Source organism: Streptomyces sp. NPDC001194 (assembly GCF_042896985.1).
Lineage (GTDB): Bacteria > Actinomycetota > Actinomycetes > Streptomycetales > Streptomycetaceae > Streptomyces.
In genome coordinates, this window is record NZ_JBIAXU010000016.1 from 43,542 (window position 1) to 62,070 (window position 18,529).

An 18,529-nucleotide genomic window follows, 5' to 3' on the forward strand; every position below is an offset into this window, starting at 1 on the left:
CGCCGCGGGACCGCCCTCCGGGCGGCCGGCGCCACTTTGCGGACACCCCCTAGCCGACCCCGCCGACGGCGCCCTCCAGCACCTCCAGCCGCTGCTGCGTCAGCCGCAGGAGGCGGGGCTCGAGGCTCGGCAGGGCCCGCAGCAGGCGGACGAGTTCGGGACCGGAATCCCGGGCCGCGGCCTGGTCCTTGAGCTGGGTCCAGCAGTACAGGGCGCCCGCCGCGGCCGCCAGGACCTCGGGGGCGTCCGGCGGCTGGTGCTCCAGGCGGGTGTGGCCCGCGTTGATCCAGAGCTGGGTCGCCGAGCGGTAGTTCCCGGCCATCCGGGCGAGGTCGGCCCGGATCTCGGCCCAGTGGGTGGCCTCGGGCGAGGTGTACCCATGGGTCTGGAGGACGTGCTGCTCCCAGGCCTGGGCGAGGCTGGCGGCCTCCTGGTGCCGGCCGCCGGAGGCGAGGGCGTGGATGTGCGGCCGCGGGTCGGAGGTCTGTCCCGGCGGCGCCTGTGGTGCCGGTGGTGCCTGCGGCGCGGCGGGGGGGCCGAGTTCCCGCGTGGCGGGCAGGACGAGGGTGCCGGGCGGCAGGGCTGCGGCTCCGACGGCGAAGGCGTGCAGTTGGAGGTTGGCGGGGCGGGTCGGGCTGCGGCGCAGCTGGTCGATCCAGTGCCGGGTGTACGCGCTGACCTGGTGCGGCCCGCCGGCGAAGGCGGGCGGGACGACCACCCCGTACACCTCGGCGGAGGGTGAGGCGGGCAGGCTCCCGTACTCCTGGAGCACCGGCCAGGCGGATTTGTCGGCGACGAGGTCGAGCACCACGGTGGTCGGGCCGGCGGGACGGGCGGCGAGCTCGGTCCCCAGCCAGTCCCACGGCAGGGCGGTGTAGCGGACGGTGGAGGCCGTGGTCCCCGCCAGCGCCAGGTGCAGCCCCTGCCCGCGGCGGTCGAGCGTGAGCCGGCCGGACAGGTAGACGAGCAGCGGCCCCGGGGTCGCCGCGGCCGCGCGCAGCCGCATCAGCACGGTGTTGGGGTCCCGGGCGCCGTCGAGGTACGTGGTGTCGCTGGGGACGTGGCTGTTCAGCAGCGCGGACGCGGGCAGCACCCCGAGCGCGGCCAGATTCGCACTGGGCGCGACCTGGACGGCCCGCCTCCGTACGGCGGCGTCGCCCGCTATGAGAAGAACATGCCCCCGCTGCTGCCTGCCGGCTCCGTCGATCTGCATGGGCAGACCGTACTCACCTCACGCCCCCGTCGCAGCCCAGGGGTTCGAACCCTACCCGTACGCAGGCTCCCCGCCCGCCCGATCGGGCCTCCGCCCGGTGGGCCCGTACCGCCGCCCGTCAGCAGTCGAACCACACGACGAGCCGCACCCCCTCGTCGCCGTGGATCGCCGCGAGGGTGCTCATGACGGCCCAGACGGGTCCCCACCCGGCTTCCTCGACGGCCTGCCTCCGCGTCAGCCGGCCGTTGCCGACGTCGGCCGCGGCCTCGTTCCAGTCGGCCGCCTTGAGCTCGGCCCAGGTGATCCAGGACGCGCTGTGGGTGACGCTCCATCCTTCGTAGGCCTCGCGGGCATCCTGCGTCACGTCCGGCGGCAGCCCGCGGTCGGGCGCGAGGGGCCGGAACGACGCGGAGTTGCGCACGCCGAACAGGGCCCCGAACGCCCTGTAGGACCGGCCGTTGTAGAGGTGGTCCAGATCGATGCCCTCGTGCCAACTGCGGTCGTCCTCGTCCAGCCAGCGGTCCCAGCGGCACTCGATCAACCCGTGTATGTCGGTCCCCATGCCCCGGATGATCCACGGCGGGAGTGCCGGCTGCCACCGAATTACCGCGTTGACCTGGGGCGTCGTCATCAAACGGCCGTTGACGGCAGCCCGGTGCCCGGAGAGTGCCGTACACCGGGCCGGGCCGTGCGAGGCCGCGGCCGACCACGGGGGGGGACCTGCGGGGGCGTTCGCCGCTCCCGCCGGCGGGGGGCCGTGGGCCGTTCGGGGGGCAGCGCGGGCCCCCTGGGCCCGCCTTCGCCGCGATCCGGCCGGTCGATGGCAGGAAGGAGGGATGAGCCTCCACCGCCGCCAGTTGCTGGGCAGCGTGCCCGCAGCCGTGCTGGCCGCCTTCTCCGTCGCGGCGGCGCCGGCCCGCGCCCCCGACTGGGCGGCGCTCGGCCGCGGCATCGACGGACGGGTGGTGCTGCCGGGCGACCCCGGCTACCCGGAGGCGCGGCAGCTGTTCCAGCCCCGGTACGACACCATCGCCCCGGGCGCGGTGGCCTACCCCGCGCACGCCGCAGACGTGGCCGTCTGCCTGGACTTCGCGCGTCGCTCCGCCGTCCCCGTCGTACCCCGCGGCGGCGGCCACAGCTACGCCGGCTGGTCCACCTGCGCCGGAGGGCTCGTCGTCGACGCCGGTGCCATGGCCGGGCTGGAGGTCGAGGGGTCCGGCGTACGCATCGGCGCCGGAGCCCGGCTCGGCGACGTCAACCGGAGCCTCGCCGCGCGGCGGCTCGCCGTCCCGACCGGCCTGTGCCCCACCGTCGGCATCGCCGGACTCACCCTGGGCGGCGGGCTCGGCCTGGCCTCCCGCGCCCACGGGACCACCTGCGACGCCCTCACCGGTGCCACCGTCGTCACCCCCGACGGCGTCGTGCGCGAGGTCGACGCCGCCCGCGACCCGGGCCTGTTCTGGGCCCTGCGCGGAGGCGGGGGCGGCAACTTCGGCGTGGTCACCGAGTTCCGTTTCCGCACCCACCCGGCCGCCGACTGCGCGTACGCCGAACTCCACTGGCCCGAAGCCGACTCCGCCGCCCTGCTGCGCGGCTGGCAGCGCTGGCTGACCGCCCTCCCCGACCCCTTCTGGAGCCAGGTCGAGTTCCTGGTCGAAGGCGGCCCGGCCCCGGCCCCCACCGTCCGCGTCCTGTGCCTCGACGGGCGCGCCGAGCTCGAACGGCAGCTGACCCGCCTGTCCGACCTGGTCGGCCGGCCGCTCCGGGACAGCTGGATCGTCGTACGCACCTACGAGGAGACCGTGCGGGCCATGTCGGGCTGCCAGGAGCGGAGCGCGGCGCAGTGCCGTCTGCCCGGCACCCTGCCCGGCCGGACCCCCGAGGGCCGGATCGGCCGGGACTGCCACGGCGGTCGCTCCGATTTCTGGGGCGCCGCCGGGCTGCCCGACGCGGGCGTCGCCGCGGTGCTGGCCGCCGTACGCCGCTACGGGCGGACCGTCCCGGCCGGCGGCCTCGGCGTCGTCCAGTTCACCGGCGAGTGCGGCGGGGCCGTGAACCGCCCGGCGGCGGCCGACACCGCGTTCGTGCACCGCGACAGCGCCTTCCTCACCCAGTACCTCGCCTACTGGCCGGTTTCCGCGACGCCCGCGCAGGTGGCCTCGCACCAGGGCTGGCTCGACGGACTGTGGCAGGACCTGCGCCCCTGGGCGAGCGGCCGCGCCTACCAGAACTACATCGATCCGAAACTGCCCGCCTGGCGCGAGGCGTACTACGGGCCGAACCTCGCCCGCCTCGAAGAGGTCCGGCGCGCCTACGACCCGGACCGGCTGTTCCGCTTCCCGCAGGCCATCTAGAGGAGCTCGACATGCGACGTACGTTGACCGTGGCGGCGGCGACGGCCGCCCTGCTGCTGCCCGCCGGGCCGCTGCCGGTGGCCGAGGCCGGGAGCGCCATCCCGCCGCCCGGCCGGTGGTCCGCCCGCGAGGCGGAGAGCTTCTGGACGGCCGACCGGATGGCGTCCGCGGCCCCCATGACCCCCGCGTCGGCGGTCGCGGCCACGGATCCCGGCACCGGGCAGGACTTCGACGGGATCCCGGTCGTCGGCCGGATGTTCGTGATGAAGGCCGGCGGCGCGTACTTCTGCACCGCGAGCGTGGTCTCCTCCCCCGGCCGCGACCTGGTGCTCAGCGCGGCGCACTGCCTGCTCGGCACCGACGCCCGCCAGGTGGCCTTCGTACCGCTGTACACGGCGGACAACCCGCAGCCGTACGGGATGTTCCCCGTGCTGCGGGCCGCGGACGGAAAGTCCAAGGTGTGGATCGACCCGCGCTACAAGAGCCTGGGCGCCGACAAGGGCGCCACGCTCGACGTGGCCTTCGCGCAGGTCGGGCCCGACGCCGACGGATTCCCCGTCGAAAACGTGGTCGGCGGGAACCGCCTGGTCACCGGCGCCGGTTACGAGCACGCGAAGGTGTCGCTGATCGGCTATCCGGCAGCGGCCTCGCGCCCGAGGCTGTGCGTGAACCGTACGACCAAGTTCACCAGCAAGGACGCGGCGATCCCCGGATCGTTCCTGCGGATCGACTGCACCGGATACCCGGGCGGGACCAGCGGCGGCCCCTTCCTCAAGAACTACGACAAGGTGACCGAGACCGGGGACGTCGTCGGGGTCATCGGCGGCTGGAAGACGGGCGGGGACACCGCCGACACCTCGTACAGCTCGTACTTCGGCCCGGAGATCAAGAAGTTGTACGAGCAGGCGGTTGCCGGGGCAAAGGGGGCGTGAGCACCCGGACCCAGCGGGTCCGCCGCGGGTTGCCCACGGTGCGCGGGGTCGCGGGGACCCCGTCGGCGGTCAGCCGGTCGGCGGGCGGCAGCCCGAGCTGGCGGCGCAGGTCGGCGAGGGCGGCGTGGACCGGGGCCAGGAGGACCTCGGCGCGCGGATGGGCGTGCGCGAGCGCGTGCGCGGTGGTCTCGATGGTCTCGGCGGCGTCCTCGGCCGCCGTACGGCTCCACCCGCCGGGTTCGGCGGAACTCCAGGGGGCGACGGCGTCGTAGAGGTGGCAGGCGGCATCGGCCGCGGCGTCGGCCCGTTCACCGACGCCCGGCGCCGCGATGGTCGGCAGCAGCTCCATGCCCGGTCAACGACCGAAGCCGCCACGGGGAACGACCGTCGCGCCGCCGGTTCGCCGGGCGCGGGTCACCCGAGCCGCCGGGCCACCGCCTGTGAGCCCGCGGCGGCCGCGGCGGCAAGGGCGAGCCCTTGTACGGCGTCCCGCACCCGCACGGGGCGCAGTACGCCGGCGCGGCGCAGCCTGCCGCGGGCCCAGAGGGTGAAGGGGACGACGAGGAGCGGTGAGGTGACCACGCCGGGGGTGTAGCCGCGGGTGGCGGCCGCCTGCGCGAGGTGGACGAGGCCGTGCAGGCCGAAGCCGTTCAGGCTCGTCTGGTAGAAGGCGGACCGGCCGCCGGTGCGGTGGCCGTCGGCGGCCGCCGCGGCCACGACGACGCCCATCACCGCGACGGCGCGGGCGAACTGCCGGCCGTCCGTGCCGCCCAGGACGTCCCAGACCCGGTCGGGGACGCGGGGGTGGCGGTCGCGCAGTACGGGGACCCGGGTGCGGGACCAGCGTCCGACCGTGGCGACCTCCTCCAGGTCGTGCAAGGCCCAGGCGGCCAGCAGCCCCCAGCCGGTGGCGGCAACGGCGGCGCTCGTGGCGGCAGTTCGTATGGGTGTGCTCATGAGGCCACAGTCTGCAGCCAGAGGGGGAGCAACAGCAGCGACACGACCGAACTCTTGATCACCAGCGAGGCGGACAGGTCCACGCCCACGTCGTAACGCTGGGCGAAGACGAACAGGTTCTGCGGGGTGGGCATCGCGGCGATCAGGACGAGGTACGTCAGCCACTCCCCCCGCACGCCGAAGAGCACTCCGCACACCGCCCAGGCCAGGAGGGGGAAGGCGAGGCACTTGAAGGCGATGAGGGCCATCTCCTCGCGGGAGGTGCCCCGGACGTCCAGCCCCACGCCGCCGAGGTGCAGTCCGAGGGCGAACAGCGCGATCGGGGAGGCGCTGTCGCCGACGAAGGCGGCCCCGTCCAGGACCACCTTCGGGAGGTGCACCGAGAGGAGGTTGAGGACGATCCCCGCGTTGCAGGCCAGGACCACCGGGGTCGCGAGCGAGGCGGCGACGGCTCGCGAGAGCCGCTGCCCGGGACCGCCCGAGGCCGGGCCGGCGCGGCCCAGCTCCATGATGGAGATCACGACGAGGGAGAGGACGCAGACCTGGAAGAGCAGGACGGGGAAGATCGGCGCGGCCGTCCCGAAGAAGGTGATGAACACGGGGACGGCGAAGTAGGCGGTGTTCACCTGGACTCCGGCCATCACCCGCAGCGCCACGTCACGGGGGTCCCGTATGCCCCGGGCGCCCGAGGCGAAGGCTATGAGGAGCACGGCGAGGGCGGCGGCCGCGGCGTAGGCGCCGATCGCGTGCCAGTTGAACAGGGCGCCGAGGTCGCTTCCGTAGATGTTGCCGAAGAGGTAGCAGGGGACGGCGAAGAGGAAGGCGTAGTCGGCGAAGGCCTTGGAGGCCTCGGCCGGGACGGTCTTGCGGCGGGCGAGCAGTACGCCTCCGCCGAAGGCCAGCAGCACCGGTACGAGTTTTTCGAGTGCTGCCGCCGTGCCCATGCGTACCGGCTCCCCCTGTGATCGACCGTGAGCAGCGTACTCCTGCCTCCCTGGAGGAACTCCGGAGCATCGGCCGGACCGATCACGAGCGGCGCGCCGCCGCCGCGTGGTTCAGGCGATCGACGCGGCGACGATGGCCGCCACCGCCAGGTTGCAGGAGGCCGTGACCCAGACCGCCGGGTGCGGCTCCGGGTCGACGACGATCGCGCCGAGCTTGCCGGGGGTCACCCAGTCCAGCACCAGGAAGGCGAGGCCCATCAGGACCAGGCCGAGCAGTCCGAACGCGGCGGTGGACAGCAGCCCCTTGCCGAAGTCGTCGTACGTGGTCCAGATCGAGGTGAAGACGATCCCGCCGACGCCCAGGAGCGCGGAGCTCAGCATGACGGCCGCGTTCCGGTTGCGCTCCTCCCAGATCTGCTTCGGCAGCTTCCCGGGCGTCAGCACGTCCACCAGGACGATGCCGAGGATCAGCAGGACCAGGCCGAGGGCGCCGTAGGCGCTGGTGCGGCCAAGTCCGTTGATGATGTCGCTCATTGAGAAGCCGTTCTCCGCGGGGGTAGGAAAGACCTGCCGTACAGGACGGGACACCGCCCGCCAGGGGGGTTCAGGGTGGCCGAATCTATCGCACGGTCTCGCGGCAGACCATGGGGAGGTCAGGGAATGGCAAAGCTCCGAGCGGCGCGGCCCGGTGAGGCGCAGGAGCTCACCGCTCTCGTGCTGCGCTCCAAGGCGTACTGGGGGTACGACGCCGCGTTCCTGGCCTCGTGCGTGCCGGAGCTGGAGATTGCGGCCGGGGACGTGGCGGACCGCCGGATCGTGGTGGCCGAGGACGCGACCGACGGCCGGGTGCTGGGGCTCGCCTCCCTGGAGGGCGCGCCGCCGGTGGCCCGGCTGGGCCTGCTGTTCGTGGAGCCGGAGGCCATCGGCCGGGGCGTGGGGCGGCGGCTGTACCGGGACGCGCTGCGCCGGGCCGCCGGACTGGGGTTCCGCAGGCTGCTCATCGACGCCGATCCGCACGCGGCGGGGTTCTACCGGGCGATGGGCGCGCGGAGTGCGCCGGGGTCCCCCGGGCCCGGCGGCGAGGGGCCGGCCGCCGCTCTGGTGCGGTTCGAGGCTGCGCCCGCGCCGCCGGCGCACTGGGCGCAGGCCTGGACGGGCGGCGGGCCGGCCGTGCACGTGGGCAATGTCGCCGAGTACAACGCCCAGTTCGCCGACGCCTCTTTGGACCGCGAACAGCGGGCCGCCCGCCACTACGCCTGCCTGGCCGCCTTCTACAGTCCGTGGCCGGCGGCGCTGGTGCTGCCCGCGGCGGTGCCCCCGGGGTGGATCGGGCGGGTCGGACGCCTCCTGGAATGGGAGGGGGTGGAGGTGTACGACGGCTTGGCGGACGGGGGTGCCGGGCTGCCGGCCGATGCCGGACTGTCGGATGCCGTACGGGCCCGGCCGGCGCTGGCCGGCCTGTTGGCCTCGGCCGGGCTGCCCCTCGTACCGTGGGGGCGGACGGCGGGTTTCGCGCGGCTGGCCGGGCGGCCGTGGCGCCCCTCCGAGCTGCGGTACGAGTCCAAGTCGGCCTCGCACGGCCTGTTCGGGCGGATCCTGGCGGGCGGCGGGCACCCCCGGATCCGGCTCCCCGGGCAGTGGCCGGCCCCCACCCGGCGGGCGGCGGCCAGACTGCTGGCCGCCCGGGCCGGGGCGGGCGAGAGCAGTGTTCTGAAATCGGAGCACGGTGTCGGCGGTTCCGGCACCACCGTGGTGACGCCCGGCCGGGTCCGGGCCGCGGGCGGCGCCCGCGCGGTGCTGCGCACCCTCCCGCGCGGGCCCCTGCTGGTGGAGGAGTACGTGTCCGGGCCGGCCGGGCCCGGGGAGCCGCGGGACCTGACGTACGACGGGTTCGTCGACGAGGCGGGCCGCGTCCACGAGGTGGGCGGTGCGGTCATGGACGTGGCCGGCTCCGGGTACCGCGGGGCGACGGTGGGCCCGGGCGTGGTGCCCGCGTGGGCGGAGAAGCCGCTGCTGGCGTTCGGGGAGGCGGTGGGCCGGGAGCTGTCGGCCGCCGGCTACCGGGGCTGGTTCGACGTGGACTTCGTCGCCGACGGGGCGGGGCGGCTGGCGCCGACCGAGACGAACCTGCGGCTCACCGGGCCGTCCATCGCCTTCATGGTGGCGGCCCGGCTCGACGCGCTGCGGGGCGCGGGGCACTTCGTACGGATCGCGGACCGGGTGGAGCTGGGGGCCAGGCTGCCCGGGGCCGCGCTCGACGAGCTGTGCGAGACGCTGGAGCGGGGCTGCGCGGAGCTCGGGGCGGTGTTCCTGCCCGCGATCCCGACGGGCGCCTTCGACCCCGCGCCCTGGCTGGGCGTGCTGGTGGCCGCGTACAGCAGGAACACGCTGGACGCGGCCGAGGCCTTGGTGCGGGCGGAGGCGCTCGCCGTGGGGGCGGCGTTCGCCGACGATCAGCGGGCGGGGCCGTCGGCCTCCTCGTAGTCGAAGGGCGAGGGCGGTTTGCGGGTGACGTAGAAGGCGATGACGACGGCCGCGATCATCAGCGGGATGTTGAAGACGTAGACGAGGGCGGCCTGGACCGGCCAGTCGTGCTTGGCCGCGAGCCGGTAGAAGTTGTCCTGCGGCCACCAGGCGATCAGCAGGTAGGTCACTGCCAGGTGCGCGGCCGCGGTGAGGCCGGGGCTTCCGCCCGGGCTGTGGCGCCGCATCATCGCGCGGCCGTCGAAGAGGAACACCAGCCCGGCGGCGAACGAGGCTCCTTCGAACAGGTAGAGCACGAAGAAGAGGAAGGCCCACGGGTTGGGCACACCGCCGAGGTCGGTCGAGCCGGGCCAGAAGATCTTCGAGAGGAGGAGGAAGAGCAGGCCGGTGAAGACCAGGAAGGCGATGCCGCAGCCGACGCGCCCGGCCGGGGTGAGCGTGGCGTCGCCGACGGCCGTGTACTTTCCGGAGCCCCCCGCGCCGCCCTGGCCCGTCTTCCCCGCGAGCACGGGCTGGGGCAGGGCCTCCCGGTTCTCCTGGCCGCCGCGGTTGCGGGGCAGGGCGCGCAGCCGGATCACGGCCTGCGGTATCTCCGCCCGGGGCACCTTCCCCTCGAGGTGTTCGCGCAGCCGCCCGCCGTCCGGCAGGTCGACGGCCGGGGGCCGGGACCGCGTGTCGGCGGGCGGTGCCACGTGGGCGATCAGCCTGCGCGCACCGCCGGGACCGTCCGGGACCTCGGCCACCAGTGCGGCGCCGATGCCGGGGTGGCTGCGGATGGCCGCTTCGACGGCGTGCGGGTCGAACACGCCGCCGTCCGTGGTGATCCGGTCCCGCATCCGGCCCCGGAACTCCAGCAGCCCGTCCGGGCGGAGCTCCACCAGGTCGCCGGTGGGGATCGCGTCGCCGCCGCCGGGCGGGGTGAGGCGCAGCTCCCCGCCGCGGGCGTCGGCGCGGCAGCCGGGGAAGGGGGCGCCGATCAGGGAGAGCTGCTCGGGGTCGTCCAACGGGCGCGTCAGCTGGGACAGTTCGAACCAGGTGCCGGTGCCCGCCGCCTCGGTGAGCCCGTACACGTTCAGCAGCCGGGCGCCGGCCCGGAGCCTGCTCTGCAGGGCGTCCTGCTCGTCGAGGAAGAGGCGGTCGCCGGTGACCGTGACCAGGCGCAGGGACCGCAGGGCCGGGTCCTCGTCGCGGCGTCCGCGCCCACCGCCGTCCGCCGCTCCCGCACCGGGCCGGGCGGCTCCGGCATCGCGCAGGAGCAGCCGGGTCACACCCGCCGGGTCGGTGTGCACCACCGTGACCTGCTCGGTCTCGACCGTCCGGCGGATCCCGTCGGGCGTCCAGGGCGTCCGCTGGGGCACGACGAGGGCGCCGCCCGCACACAGGGCCCGGGTCCAGCCGGCGGCGAAGGGGACGAGGTCCGGGCCGTGGGTGATCAGGTGGCGGTCCCCGGGGACCGGCCGCATGACCTCCGCCCACCCCTCGTGGGCGGCGAGCAGCCGGGCGTGCCCGACGGGGACGGCGCGCGGAACCGCCGCTGCGGTGAACAGGACGGCGGCCGTCTCCCCGGACTCGGGCCGCTCCGGCGCTTCGGCGGGCCGGCCGGACACCTCGGCCGCCTCGGCGCCGAGGCGTACGACCCTCCGCCCGCTGCCGTCGTCCAGTCGGGCGTGGTGCGCGGCGTCGGTGAGCAGGACGTGCGGCGCGAGGGCGGCGAGCTGCCGCTGCCCGGTGAGCGGGACCTCGACGTCGAGGACGGCGTAGGCCCCGCCGGCCTTGAGGACGGCCAGCAGGGCGACGACGATCTCGGTCCGGCGGGCGGTCCCGATGGCGACGACGGCGCCGGGCGGCAGTCCGCCGGCCATGAGGTGGTGCGCCAGCCGGTTGGCACGGACGTCCAGTTGTCCGTAGGTGAGGCTGTCCGTGCCGGCGATGACGGCGTAGGCCTGGGGGGTGTCCTGCACCTGTTGCCCGAACAGGTGCAGGACGGTGTCGGCGGTCGTCCGACCGGAACGGTCGGAACCCGGTCCCTGCGGCGATCCCTGCGTCGATCCCTGGGTCATTCCCCGATGATGGCACCCCCCGCCGACAGTCCGCAGGGGGTCGAACATCCCCCGTACGAGCGGCGGTTCGGTCCCGATCCGGCCCATACGTTGACCTCAAGTTTGGTTGAGGTCTTAACGTACCCCGCATGGACATGGAAGTCACCGCCTGGACATCGCTGCACAGCGCGATGAACGCCCGCCAGGAACGCCGCCCGCTCTCCCGGGCGAGTCTGCGCCGGGTCGCCGCATTCGCCCGCCCGCACCGCCGCGGGCTCACCTTCTTCCTTCTGCTCAGCGTGGTGACCGCGCTGCTCGCGGTCGCCACCCCGGTCCTCGCCAGCCGGGTGGTCACCGCCATCGTGGACGGCGGGGACAGCGGGACGGTCACCCGGCTCGCCCTGCTCATCGCGGTGATCGCGGTCGCGGAGGCGGGGCTCGGGCTGCTCACCCGCAAGCTGTCGGCCACCCTCGGCGAGGGGCTGATCCTGGACCTGCGCACGGCCGTCTTCGACCACGTGCAGCGCATGCCGGTCGCCTTCTTCACCCGCACCCGCACCGGTGCGCTGGTCAGCCGGCTCAACAACGACGTGATCGGCGCCCAGCGGGCGTTCAGCAACACCCTGTCCGGCGTGGTCTCCAACACCGTGACCCTGGTGCTCACACTGGCCGTGATGCTGGGCATCTCCTGGCAGATCACCCTGCTGGCCCTCGTCCTGCTGCCGGTGTTCGTCCTGCCGGCCCGCCGCATGGGCGTGCGCATGGCCGCCATGCAGCGGGAGGCGTCGACCCTGAACGCGGCTATGGGCACGCAGATGACGGAGCGTTTCTCCGCGCCCGGCGCCACCCTGGTCAAGCTCTTCGGGCGCCCTGCCGACGAGTCCGCCGAGTTCGCGGCGCGGGCGGCGCGCGTGCGGGACATCGGGGTCCGTTCGGCGATGGCGCAGTCCGCGTTCATCACCGCCCTCACCCTGGTCTCGGCCCTCGCCCTCGCCCTCGTCTACGGGCTCGGCGGGTACTACGCCCTGCGCGGGACCCTGGACGCCGGGAACGTCGTCGCCCTCGCCCTGCTGCTGACGCGGCTGTACGCCCCGCTGACCTCGCTGGCCGGTGCCCGCGTCGAGGTGATGAGCGCGCTGGTGAGCTTCGAGCGGGTCTTCGAGATCCTCGACCTGAAGCCGCTGATCGCCCAGAAGCCGGACGCCGGGCGGGTGCCGGAGGGGCCGGTGGCCGTGGAGTTCGACCGGGTCTCCTTCGGCTACCCCTCCCCCGACAAGGTCTCGCTCGCCTCCCTGGAGGAGGTCGCGGTGCTCGACTCCCGGGGCGGTACGCCGGTCCTGCACGAGGTGTCCTTCCGCGCCGAGCCCGGGCAGATGGTCGCCCTCGTCGGCTCGTCCGGCGCCGGCAAGTCGACCATCGCCCAGCTGCTGCCGCGGCTGTACGACGCCGACGCGGGCGCCGTCCGCCTGGGCGGGGTCGACGTACGGGACCTGACGGCCGACTCGATCCGGGAGACGCTCGGCATGGTCACCCAGGACGGGCACCTGTTCCACGAATCGGTGCGTTCCAACCTGCTGCTGGCCCGGCCGGAGGCGGGCGAGGAGGAGATCTGGGAGGCCCTGCGCCGCGCGCGGCTCGACGGGCTGGTCGCCTCGCTGCCGGACGGCCTGGACACGGTGGTCGGCGAACGCGGCTACCGCCTGTCGGGCGGCGAGCGGCAGCGGCTGACCATCGCGCGGCTGCTGCTGGCCCGGCAGCGGGTGGTGATCCTGGACGAGGCCACGGCCCACCTGGACTCCACCTCGGAGGCGGCGGTGCAGGAGGCCCTGGGCGAGGCCCTGTCCGGCCGGACCGCGGTCGTCATCGCGCACCGGCTGTCGACGGTGCAGGCGGCCGACCTGATCCTCGTCGTCGAGGAGGGCCGGATCGTGGAGCGCGGTACGCACCCGGAGCTGCTGGCCGCGGGCGGGCGGTACGAGGAGCTGTACCGCACCCAGTTCGCGGCGGCGGACACGGCGGCGGGCGCCGCTCCGGGCGGCGCCGTACCGGCTGCGGGAGCATGATGCCGGGAGGTCCGCGAGCGGCGGGCCGGCGCCGAGCACCGACCGTGGAACACGTGGAGCACCGATGGACATCAAGCTGGAACTGGTCGCCGTCCCCGTCACCGACGTCGACCGGGCCAAGGCCTTCTACGAGCGGGTCGGCTTCCACGCCGACCACGACGTCACCGTGAGCGAGGACATCCGCTTCGTGCAGCTGACCCCGCCGGGCTCGGCCTGCTCGATCGCCCTGGGCAAGGGGCTCACCCGGATGGCCCCGGGATCGCTGGACAACATGCAGGTCGTCGTCACCGACATCGAGGAGGCGTACGAGGACCTGCGCGGCCGGGGCATCGAGGTGACGGAGATCCAGGACATGCCGTGGGGCTCGTTCGTCTACTTCTCCGACCCGGACGGCAACGGCTGGGCGGTCCAGCAGACGACCCCCCGCACTGCCTCGGCCGAGGGCCGGGGAGACGGCGCATAGGGCGGGTCCGGCGGTCGCGGTCCTTTCGGAACGCTCCGGTCAAGTCCGCGGCGCCGGGCGTGGGATGACCGGCCGGGCGGGGTGCGGCGCCGAGACTGGACGCACTGTACGCATCCGGAAGGGAAAGTGACGTCGTGAACACTGTCGCACTGCTGGGCACCGGGATCATGGGCTCGGGGATGGGCCGCAACCTGCTGCGGGCCGGGCTGGGGCTGCGGGTGTGGAACCGGACCCGGGAGAAGGCCGAACCGCTGGCCGCGGAAGGCGCGGTGGTCGTGGACACCCCGGCCGAGGCGGTGGCCGGGGCAGATGTCGTGCTGACCATGCTGACGGACGGCGCGGCCGTGGCCGATGCGATGGCCGCCGCCGTGCCGGGGCTGCGCGCGGGGCAGGTGTGGGCGCAGATGAGCACGGTCGGCGTGGTCGCCCTCGACGAACTGGCCGGCTTCGCCCGGGAGCACGGCCTGGTGTTCGTGGACGCCCCGGTGCAGGGCACCCGGCAGCCGGCCGAGGCCGGGACGCTGGTCGTACTGGCCTCCGGGCCGGCGGATCCTCGGCTGGACCCGGTGTTCGACGCGGTGGGCGCCAAGACGCTGTGGGCCGGGGCCGAGGCGGGGGCCGCGACCCGCTTGAAGCTGACCACGGTCGGGTACGCGATCACCTTGACGGCGGCGGTCGGCGAGGCCCTCGCGCTCGCGGAGGGACTGGGCGTGGATCCGGGCCTGTTCGCGCAGGCGCTGACCGGCGGCCCGATGGACAACCCGTACCTCCAGGCGAAGATGAAGGCCGTCCTGGAACGGGACTTCGCGCCCAGCTTCACGGTGTACGGCGCCGAGAAGGACACCGGTCTGATCGCCGAGGCGGCCGACGGCGCGGGGGTCTGCGTCGACCTGGCCCGGGCCACGGGAGAGCGCATGCGGCGCGCGGCGGCGGGAGGCCACGCGGAGGAGGACATGGCCGCCGCGTACTACGCGGGCTTCGAGACCGTGCCCGTGGGGTCGGCGTCCTGAGCCCGTTCTAGAAGGGCGTACGTCACGGGGAGGTGGGCGCCGGGGCGAGGACGTCGAGCTCCTCCAGGGCGCCCACCGCGATCTGCCGGGTCAGGGACTCGGCGCGGTCCGCGTCGCCCTCCCGTACGGCCTCGGCGACCTGTACGTGGAGGGTGACGGCGGCCGGGTCGGGGTCGGGGAACATCACGGCGTGCTGCGTGCGGCCGGTCAGGACCTCGGCGACCACGTCGCCGAGGCGGGCGAACATCTCGTTGCCGGAGGCGCGCAGCACGATCCGGTGGAAGTCGATGTCGTGGCGCAGGTACGCGTCGAGCTGGTGGCCGCGCGAGGTGCTGACCATCCCGAGGGCGGCCTCGGTGAGCGCGGCGCACTGGTCGGGGGTGGCCCGGGCGGCGGCGAGGCCGGCCGCGACGGGCTCGATCGCGGAGCGCAGCACGGTCAGTGAGCGCAGCTGGCGGGGGCGGTCGGCGCCGGCGAGGCGCCAGCGGATGACGCGCGGGTCGTAGACGTTCCACTCCTCGGCGGGGCGCACCGTGACGCCGACCCGGCGGCGGGACTCGACCAGTTGCATGGACTCCAGGACGCGGACGACCTCGCGGACCACGGTGCGCGAGGCGTCGAAGCGGTCCGCGATCTCGTCGGTGCGCAGGACGCTGCCGGGCGGGTGCTCGCCCGCGGTGATCGCGAGGCCGAGGGTGTCCAGCACGTGGGAGTGGAGTCCCTGGCCTTCGGTGGTCATGGCGTAAGCGTACGGTGATCCCCCGGCGGACCAAAGATGTGATGTTTCCCGTCAGACTCTTGAATAAGTACTACTTAATAGGCTTCAGTGAGGGCGCACGAACCGATGTCGACGAAGACAGCGAGGTACGACGTGAGCGGCACCCAGCGCGTGATGGTGGTGATGGGCGTGGCCGGCACGGGCAAGACGACCGTGGGCAGGCTGCTCGCGGCCGCGCTCGACCTCCCGTACGTGGAGGGCGACGCGTTCCACCCGGCGGCCAATGTCGCCAAGATGTCCGCCGGCATCCCGCTGGAGGACGCCGACCGGCGGCCCTGGCTGGACGCCATCGGCGCCTGGATCAGCGCCCGCCCCGCCGGGCAGGGCGCGGTGGTGGCCTCGTCGGCGCTCAAGCGCGCGTACCGCGACCGGCTGCGCGGCTCCGCGCCCGACGCCGTGTTCGTACACCTGACCGGCGAACGCTCCCTGATCGAGCGGCGCATGGCGGCGCGTACGGACCACTTCATGCCGACCGCGCTGCTCGACTCGCAGTTCGCCACGCTGGAGCCCCTCCAGCAGGACGAACTCGGCGTCGTCGTCGACGTGTCCGGATCACCCGAGGAGATCACCGAACGGGCCCTGGCCGCGCTGTCCGCGCTGCCCGGTGTCCGCCCGGACACCGCTCCCTCCCGAGAGAACTGAGGAACCCCCACCGTGACAGGTCTCAGCGTCGAGATACTGGCAGCGGCGGCACCCGCCCCGATCACCTCGGCCGGGAACACCCAGCTGGGTGTGGCCGTCCTCGCGGGTATCGCCGTCATCGTCCTGCTCATCACCCGCCTCAAGCTGCACGCCTTCCTGGCTTTGACCCTCGGCTCGCTCGCCCTCGGGGTGTTCGCGGGCGCCCCGCTGGACAAGACCATCGCGAGTTTCACGGCCGGGCTCGGCGCCACGGTCGCCGGGGTCGGCGTGCTGATCGCGCTCGGCGCGATCCTCGGCCGGCTGCTCGCGGACTCGGGCGGCGCGGACGAGATCGTCGACACCATCCTCGCCAAGGCCAAGGGCCGGGCGATGCCCTGGGCCATGGTGCTGATCGCCTCGGTGATCGGGCTGCCGCTCTTCTTCGAGGTCGGCATCGTGCTGCTGATCCCGGTGGTGCTGCTGGTGGCCAAGCGCGGCAACTACTCGCTGATGCGGATCGGCATCCCGGCGCTGGCCGGCCTGTCCGTGATGCACGGGCTGATCCCGCCGCACCCCGGCCCGCTGGTCGCCATCGACGCGCTGCACGCGAACCTCGGCGTGACCCTCGCGCTCGGCGTGGTGGTGGCGATCCCGACCGTGATCATCGCGGGGCCCGTGTTCTCCAGGTACGCGGCCCGCTGGGTGGACATCCCGGCGCCCGAGCACATGATCCCGCAGCGGCCCTCGGCGGATCTGGAGCACCGTCCGCGGTTCGGGGCGACGGTGTTCACGGTGCTGCTCCCGGTGGCGCTGATGCTGGTGAAGGCGCTCGTGGACATCGTTGTCGACGATCCGGAGAACGGCCTGCAGCGCGTCACGGACGTCGCGGGCTCCCCGCTCATCGCGCTGCTCGCCGCGGTGCTGGTGGGCATGTTCACCCTCGGCCGGGCGGCCGGGTTCACGAAGGCGCGGATCTCGACGACCGTGGAGAAGTCGCTGGCCCCGATCGCGGGGATCCTGCTCATCGTGGGCGCGGGCGGAGGCTTCAAGCAGACCCTGATCGACGCGGGCGTCGGCCGGATGATCCTGGAGCTGTCGGAGAACTGGTCGGTCCCCGCCCTCCTGCTCGCCTGGCTCATCGCCGTGGCCATCCGGCTCGCGACGGGCTCGGCGACCGTCGCCACCATCTCGGCGGCGGGGCTGGTGGCCCCGCTCGCCGCGGGCATGTCCACCACGGAGACGGCCCTGCTGGTGCTGGCCATCGGGTCGGGATCGCTGTTCTTCAGCCACGTCAACGACGCCGGATTCTGGCTGGTCAAGGAGTACTTCGGGATGACGGTCGGGCAGACGGTCAAGACCTGGTCGGTGATGGAGACCATCATCTCGGTGGTCGGGCTGGGCTTCGTCCTGCTGCTGTCACTGGTCCTGTGAGAGCGCCGGCGGCGCTTCACCTCACGCGCCCCGGCGCCCGTACGGCTCGGACGAGGCCACCACACGGCCGCTGGACGCAGTGCCCGACCGGGTGACCTCGGTCGGGCCGGGAACCGGGGTGAGCCCCCGGTCTCAGCGGCCGCCCTCCAGCTGCGCGGCCGCCACGGCGAGGCCGGTCGCGGCGGTGGCGCAGCGGTCGGCAAGGGCCGCGACCTCGGCGCGGAACGCGTCGCCCTGCGGACCCCGCCAGTCCAGCGCCTCGGCCGCCGCGTGCAGCCGGAGCGCGTGGGCGTGCAGGGCGGCCGAGTGACCGCGCAGGCCGTCGGCCGGGTCCGGCGGCCCGGGCCGGAGCCGGGTGGCGGCGTTCACCGGCTCCGCCACGGCTGGACGAGGAGGATGCCTCCGGTGCCGATCAGGCCGAGGGTGTGGACGCAGCCTTTGTACGGGGCGGCCGGGGCGGGCCTTTGCCGCTGATCCCCGTCCCGGTACCGGTCCCGGTCGCGGTACCGGTCCCGGGACCCGTATCGATCCCGGTCCCGGTCGCGGTCGAAGAACGCCCGGACGGCGGCGCCGAGTCCGAGCAGCGGCTCCGCCGGCACGGCCCGGCCGGTGGCCACCTGCCAGCCCGCGTGGTCGTTGAAGGGGTTGGCGTCGGTCAGGGCGTTCCAGGCGAACAGGTCGGCGAACGACGGGGACAGCAGGGCGAACGCCCGCTCGGCGCCCCGGTCCCGCATGATCCGGCGGAACACCCGGGCGGCCGCCGCCTGCCGGTCCTCGTTCACGGCCCGGAGGATGGCCGCGCAGTCCGGGTCGTCCAGGAGGTCGGGCCGCTCCGCGCTCGCCGCCCTGATCCGGGCCTTGAGCCCGCAGACGGCGAGGCTGACGGCCAGGCTCTCGCGGCCGGTGAGGATCCCGGCGAACCAGCCGGCCCGCGCCACACCCCGGCCGCGCGGGGCCCAGCCCAGGCCGGCGGGGTCGGTGAGGGTGCGCAGCAGGGTGCGCCAGCCGTGCCGGGAGCGGGCGTGGCGGCGGCCCAGGGCGGCGGCCGGGAGCCGGGCGCCGAGGGCCAGTTCGGAGGCGTGCCGGGCGGCTTCGCCGACTGCGTCGGCGGCCTCGGCGAGCTCGCGGCACAGGGCGTCGAGCAGTTCGGCGTCCGGGTCGGTGGGCGCGGGGCTCGCGGCGTCGGACATGGAATCCTCGCGGGATGTCGGTGGGGAGGGTGGCTTGGGCGTGGTCGTCG

At 74.4% G+C, this 18,529-nt stretch carries 18 protein-coding genes; 8 read left to right on the forward strand and 10 right to left on the reverse strand.

From position 1 onward, the window contains the following. Window positions 1-49 precede the first annotated feature (49 nt). Together ACFY1T_RS26610 and ACFY1T_RS26615 are read right to left on the reverse strand one after the other, a co-directional pair. Window positions 50-1,213, reverse strand: a complete 1,164-nt coding sequence (locus tag ACFY1T_RS26610; RefSeq protein WP_390790400.1) for a hypothetical protein — start codon at window positions 1,211-1,213, stop codon at window positions 50-52. 118 nt (window positions 1,214-1,331) lie between these two features. Then, window positions 1,332-1,775, reverse strand: coding sequence for a hypothetical protein (locus ACFY1T_RS26615; protein ID WP_390790401.1), 444 nt, complete (start codon window positions 1,773-1,775; stop codon window positions 1,332-1,334). Between the two features lie 274 nt (window positions 1,776-2,049). Here ACFY1T_RS26615 and ACFY1T_RS26620 point away from each other — a divergent pair, with 274 nt between their 5' ends. Further along, window positions 2,050-3,567 carry an FAD-binding oxidoreductase gene (locus ACFY1T_RS26620; protein WP_390790402.1) on the forward strand — a complete coding sequence of 506 codons (1,518 nt, stop codon included), beginning with the start codon at window positions 2,050-2,052 and terminating at the stop codon, window positions 3,565-3,567. Between the two features lie 11 nt (window positions 3,568-3,578). Next, the gene (locus tag ACFY1T_RS26625; protein ID WP_030873434.1) at window positions 3,579-4,499 is read left to right on the forward strand and encodes a serine protease; all 921 of its coding nucleotides are present in this window, start codon (window positions 3,579-3,581) and stop codon (window positions 4,497-4,499) included. Here the strand turns inward: ACFY1T_RS26625 and ACFY1T_RS26630 are convergent. The 4 genes from ACFY1T_RS26630 to ACFY1T_RS26645 form a co-directional block, all read right to left on the reverse strand. Then, on the reverse strand, window positions 4,453-4,848 hold the full coding sequence (locus tag ACFY1T_RS26630) for a hypothetical protein (protein WP_390790403.1): 396 nt from the start codon (window positions 4,846-4,848) through the stop codon (window positions 4,453-4,455). The two genes, ACFY1T_RS26625 and ACFY1T_RS26630, sit on opposite strands and share 47 nt — an antisense overlap. 65 nt (window positions 4,849-4,913) lie before the next feature. After that, the gene (locus tag ACFY1T_RS26635) at window positions 4,914-5,456 is read right to left on the reverse strand and encodes an HXXEE domain-containing protein (RefSeq protein ID WP_390790404.1); all 543 of its coding nucleotides are present in this window, start codon (window positions 5,454-5,456) and stop codon (window positions 4,914-4,916) included. Next, window positions 5,453-6,400, reverse strand: a complete 948-nt coding sequence (locus ACFY1T_RS26640; protein WP_390790405.1) for an AEC family transporter — start codon at window positions 6,398-6,400, stop codon at window positions 5,453-5,455. The genes ACFY1T_RS26635 and ACFY1T_RS26640 overlap by 4 nt, the downstream gene beginning before the upstream one ends. 111 nt (window positions 6,401-6,511) lie before the next feature. Further along, on the reverse strand, window positions 6,512-6,934 hold the full coding sequence (locus tag ACFY1T_RS26645) for a DUF350 domain-containing protein (RefSeq protein WP_030873439.1): 423 nt from the start codon (window positions 6,932-6,934) through the stop codon (window positions 6,512-6,514). 126 nt (window positions 6,935-7,060) lie between these two features. Here ACFY1T_RS26645 and ACFY1T_RS26650 point away from each other — a divergent pair, with 126 nt between their 5' ends. After that, a complete protein-coding gene (locus ACFY1T_RS26650) occupies window positions 7,061-8,884 on the forward strand; it encodes a GNAT family N-acetyltransferase (RefSeq protein WP_390790406.1) in 1,824 nt (607 codons plus the stop codon). Here ACFY1T_RS26650 and ACFY1T_RS26655 read toward each other — a convergent pair. Then, window positions 8,854-10,944, reverse strand: coding sequence for an AMP-binding protein (locus tag ACFY1T_RS26655; protein ID WP_390790407.1), 2,091 nt, complete (start codon window positions 10,942-10,944; stop codon window positions 8,854-8,856). The two genes, ACFY1T_RS26650 and ACFY1T_RS26655, sit on opposite strands and share 31 nt — an antisense overlap. Before the next feature lie 128 nt (window positions 10,945-11,072). Between ACFY1T_RS26655 and ACFY1T_RS26660 the strand changes: the two genes are divergently transcribed. The 3 genes from ACFY1T_RS26660 to ACFY1T_RS26670 all read left to right on the forward strand — a co-directional run bounded on the left by ACFY1T_RS26660 (window position 11,073) and on the right by ACFY1T_RS26670 (window position 14,459). Next, entirely contained in the window at window positions 11,073-12,986 is a 1,914-nt protein-coding gene (locus ACFY1T_RS26660) for an ABC transporter ATP-binding protein (RefSeq protein WP_390790408.1), read from the forward strand. Between the two features lie 64 nt (window positions 12,987-13,050). Further along, window positions 13,051-13,449, forward strand: a complete 399-nt coding sequence (locus ACFY1T_RS26665; protein WP_390790409.1) for a VOC family protein — start codon at window positions 13,051-13,053, stop codon at window positions 13,447-13,449. 134 nt (window positions 13,450-13,583) lie between these two features. After that, window positions 13,584-14,459 (forward strand): NAD(P)-dependent oxidoreductase, encoded by an 876-nt coding sequence (locus ACFY1T_RS26670; RefSeq protein ID WP_390790410.1) that lies wholly within the window; start codon window positions 13,584-13,586, stop codon window positions 14,457-14,459. A 22-nt stretch (window positions 14,460-14,481) separates the two neighbouring features. Here the strand turns inward: ACFY1T_RS26670 and ACFY1T_RS26675 are convergent, their stop codons facing one another. Then, window positions 14,482-15,198: a FadR/GntR family transcriptional regulator gene (locus ACFY1T_RS26675; RefSeq protein WP_390790411.1), complete on the reverse strand. Its 717-nt coding sequence runs from the start codon at window positions 15,196-15,198 to the stop codon at window positions 14,482-14,484. Between the two features lie 105 nt (window positions 15,199-15,303). Between ACFY1T_RS26675 and ACFY1T_RS26680 the strand changes: the two genes are divergently transcribed. Both ACFY1T_RS26680 and ACFY1T_RS26685 read left to right on the forward strand, forming a co-directional pair. Further along, window positions 15,304-15,879, forward strand: coding sequence for a gluconokinase (locus ACFY1T_RS26680; RefSeq protein WP_390790412.1), 576 nt, complete (start codon window positions 15,304-15,306; stop codon window positions 15,877-15,879). A 12-nt stretch (window positions 15,880-15,891) separates the two neighbouring features. Beyond that, complete coding sequence (locus ACFY1T_RS26685; protein ID WP_390790413.1) at window positions 15,892-17,289, forward strand: gluconate:H+ symporter; 1,398 nt, start codon at window positions 15,892-15,894, stop codon at window positions 17,287-17,289. A gap of 132 nt (window positions 17,290-17,421) precedes the next feature. Here ACFY1T_RS26685 and ACFY1T_RS26690 read toward each other — a convergent pair whose 3' ends face one another. Together ACFY1T_RS26690 and ACFY1T_RS26695 are read right to left on the reverse strand one after the other, a co-directional pair. Continuing rightward, on the reverse strand, window positions 17,422-17,670 hold the full coding sequence (locus ACFY1T_RS26690; RefSeq protein WP_390790414.1) for a hypothetical protein: 249 nt from the start codon (window positions 17,668-17,670) through the stop codon (window positions 17,422-17,424). Then, window positions 17,655-18,479 carry a hypothetical protein gene (locus ACFY1T_RS26695; RefSeq protein WP_390790415.1) on the reverse strand — a complete coding sequence of 275 codons (825 nt, stop codon included), beginning with the start codon at window positions 18,477-18,479 and terminating at the stop codon, window positions 17,655-17,657. Before ACFY1T_RS26695 ends, ACFY1T_RS26690 begins: the two co-directional genes overlap by 16 nt. Between the last annotated feature and the right edge of the window lie 50 nt (window positions 18,480-18,529).

Excerpts from the sequence above, each read along its gene's own strand:
- ACFY1T_RS26665 (WP_390790409.1), top strand. The coding sequence starts at position 13,051 with ATGGACATCAAGCTGGAACTGGTCGCCGTCCCCGTCACCGACGTCGAC.
- ACFY1T_RS26695 (WP_390790415.1), bottom strand. The coding sequence starts at position 18,479 with ATGTCCGACGCCGCGAGCCCCGCGCCCACCGACCCGGACGCCGAACTG.
- ACFY1T_RS26650 (WP_390790406.1), top strand. The coding sequence starts at position 7,061 with ATGGCAAAGCTCCGAGCGGCGCGGCCCGGTGAGGCGCAGGAGCTCACC.
- ACFY1T_RS26625 (WP_030873434.1), top strand. The coding sequence starts at position 3,579 with ATGCGACGTACGTTGACCGTGGCGGCGGCGACGGCCGCCCTGCTGCTG.
- ACFY1T_RS26620 (WP_390790402.1), top strand. The coding sequence starts at position 2,050 with ATGAGCCTCCACCGCCGCCAGTTGCTGGGCAGCGTGCCCGCAGCCGTG.
- ACFY1T_RS26635 (WP_390790404.1), bottom strand. The coding sequence starts at position 5,456 with ATGAGCACACCCATACGAACTGCCGCCACGAGCGCCGCCGTTGCCGCC.
- ACFY1T_RS26615 (WP_390790401.1), bottom strand. The coding sequence starts at position 1,775 with ATGGGGACCGACATACACGGGTTGATCGAGTGCCGCTGGGACCGCTGG.
- ACFY1T_RS26660 (WP_390790408.1), top strand. The coding sequence starts at position 11,073 with ATGGACATGGAAGTCACCGCCTGGACATCGCTGCACAGCGCGATGAAC.
- ACFY1T_RS26610 (WP_390790400.1), bottom strand. The coding sequence starts at position 1,213 with ATGCAGATCGACGGAGCCGGCAGGCAGCAGCGGGGGCATGTTCTTCTC.
- ACFY1T_RS26640 (WP_390790405.1), bottom strand. The coding sequence starts at position 6,400 with ATGGGCACGGCGGCAGCACTCGAAAAACTCGTACCGGTGCTGCTGGCC.
- ACFY1T_RS26655 (WP_390790407.1), bottom strand. The coding sequence starts at position 10,944 with ATGACCCAGGGATCGACGCAGGGATCGCCGCAGGGACCGGGTTCCGAC.
- ACFY1T_RS26680 (WP_390790412.1), top strand. The coding sequence starts at position 15,304 with ATGTCGACGAAGACAGCGAGGTACGACGTGAGCGGCACCCAGCGCGTG.
- ACFY1T_RS26630 (WP_390790403.1), bottom strand. The coding sequence starts at position 4,848 with ATGGAGCTGCTGCCGACCATCGCGGCGCCGGGCGTCGGTGAACGGGCC.
- ACFY1T_RS26675 (WP_390790411.1), bottom strand. The coding sequence starts at position 15,198 with ATGACCACCGAAGGCCAGGGACTCCACTCCCACGTGCTGGACACCCTC.
- ACFY1T_RS26645 (WP_030873439.1), bottom strand. The coding sequence starts at position 6,934 with ATGAGCGACATCATCAACGGACTTGGCCGCACCAGCGCCTACGGCGCC.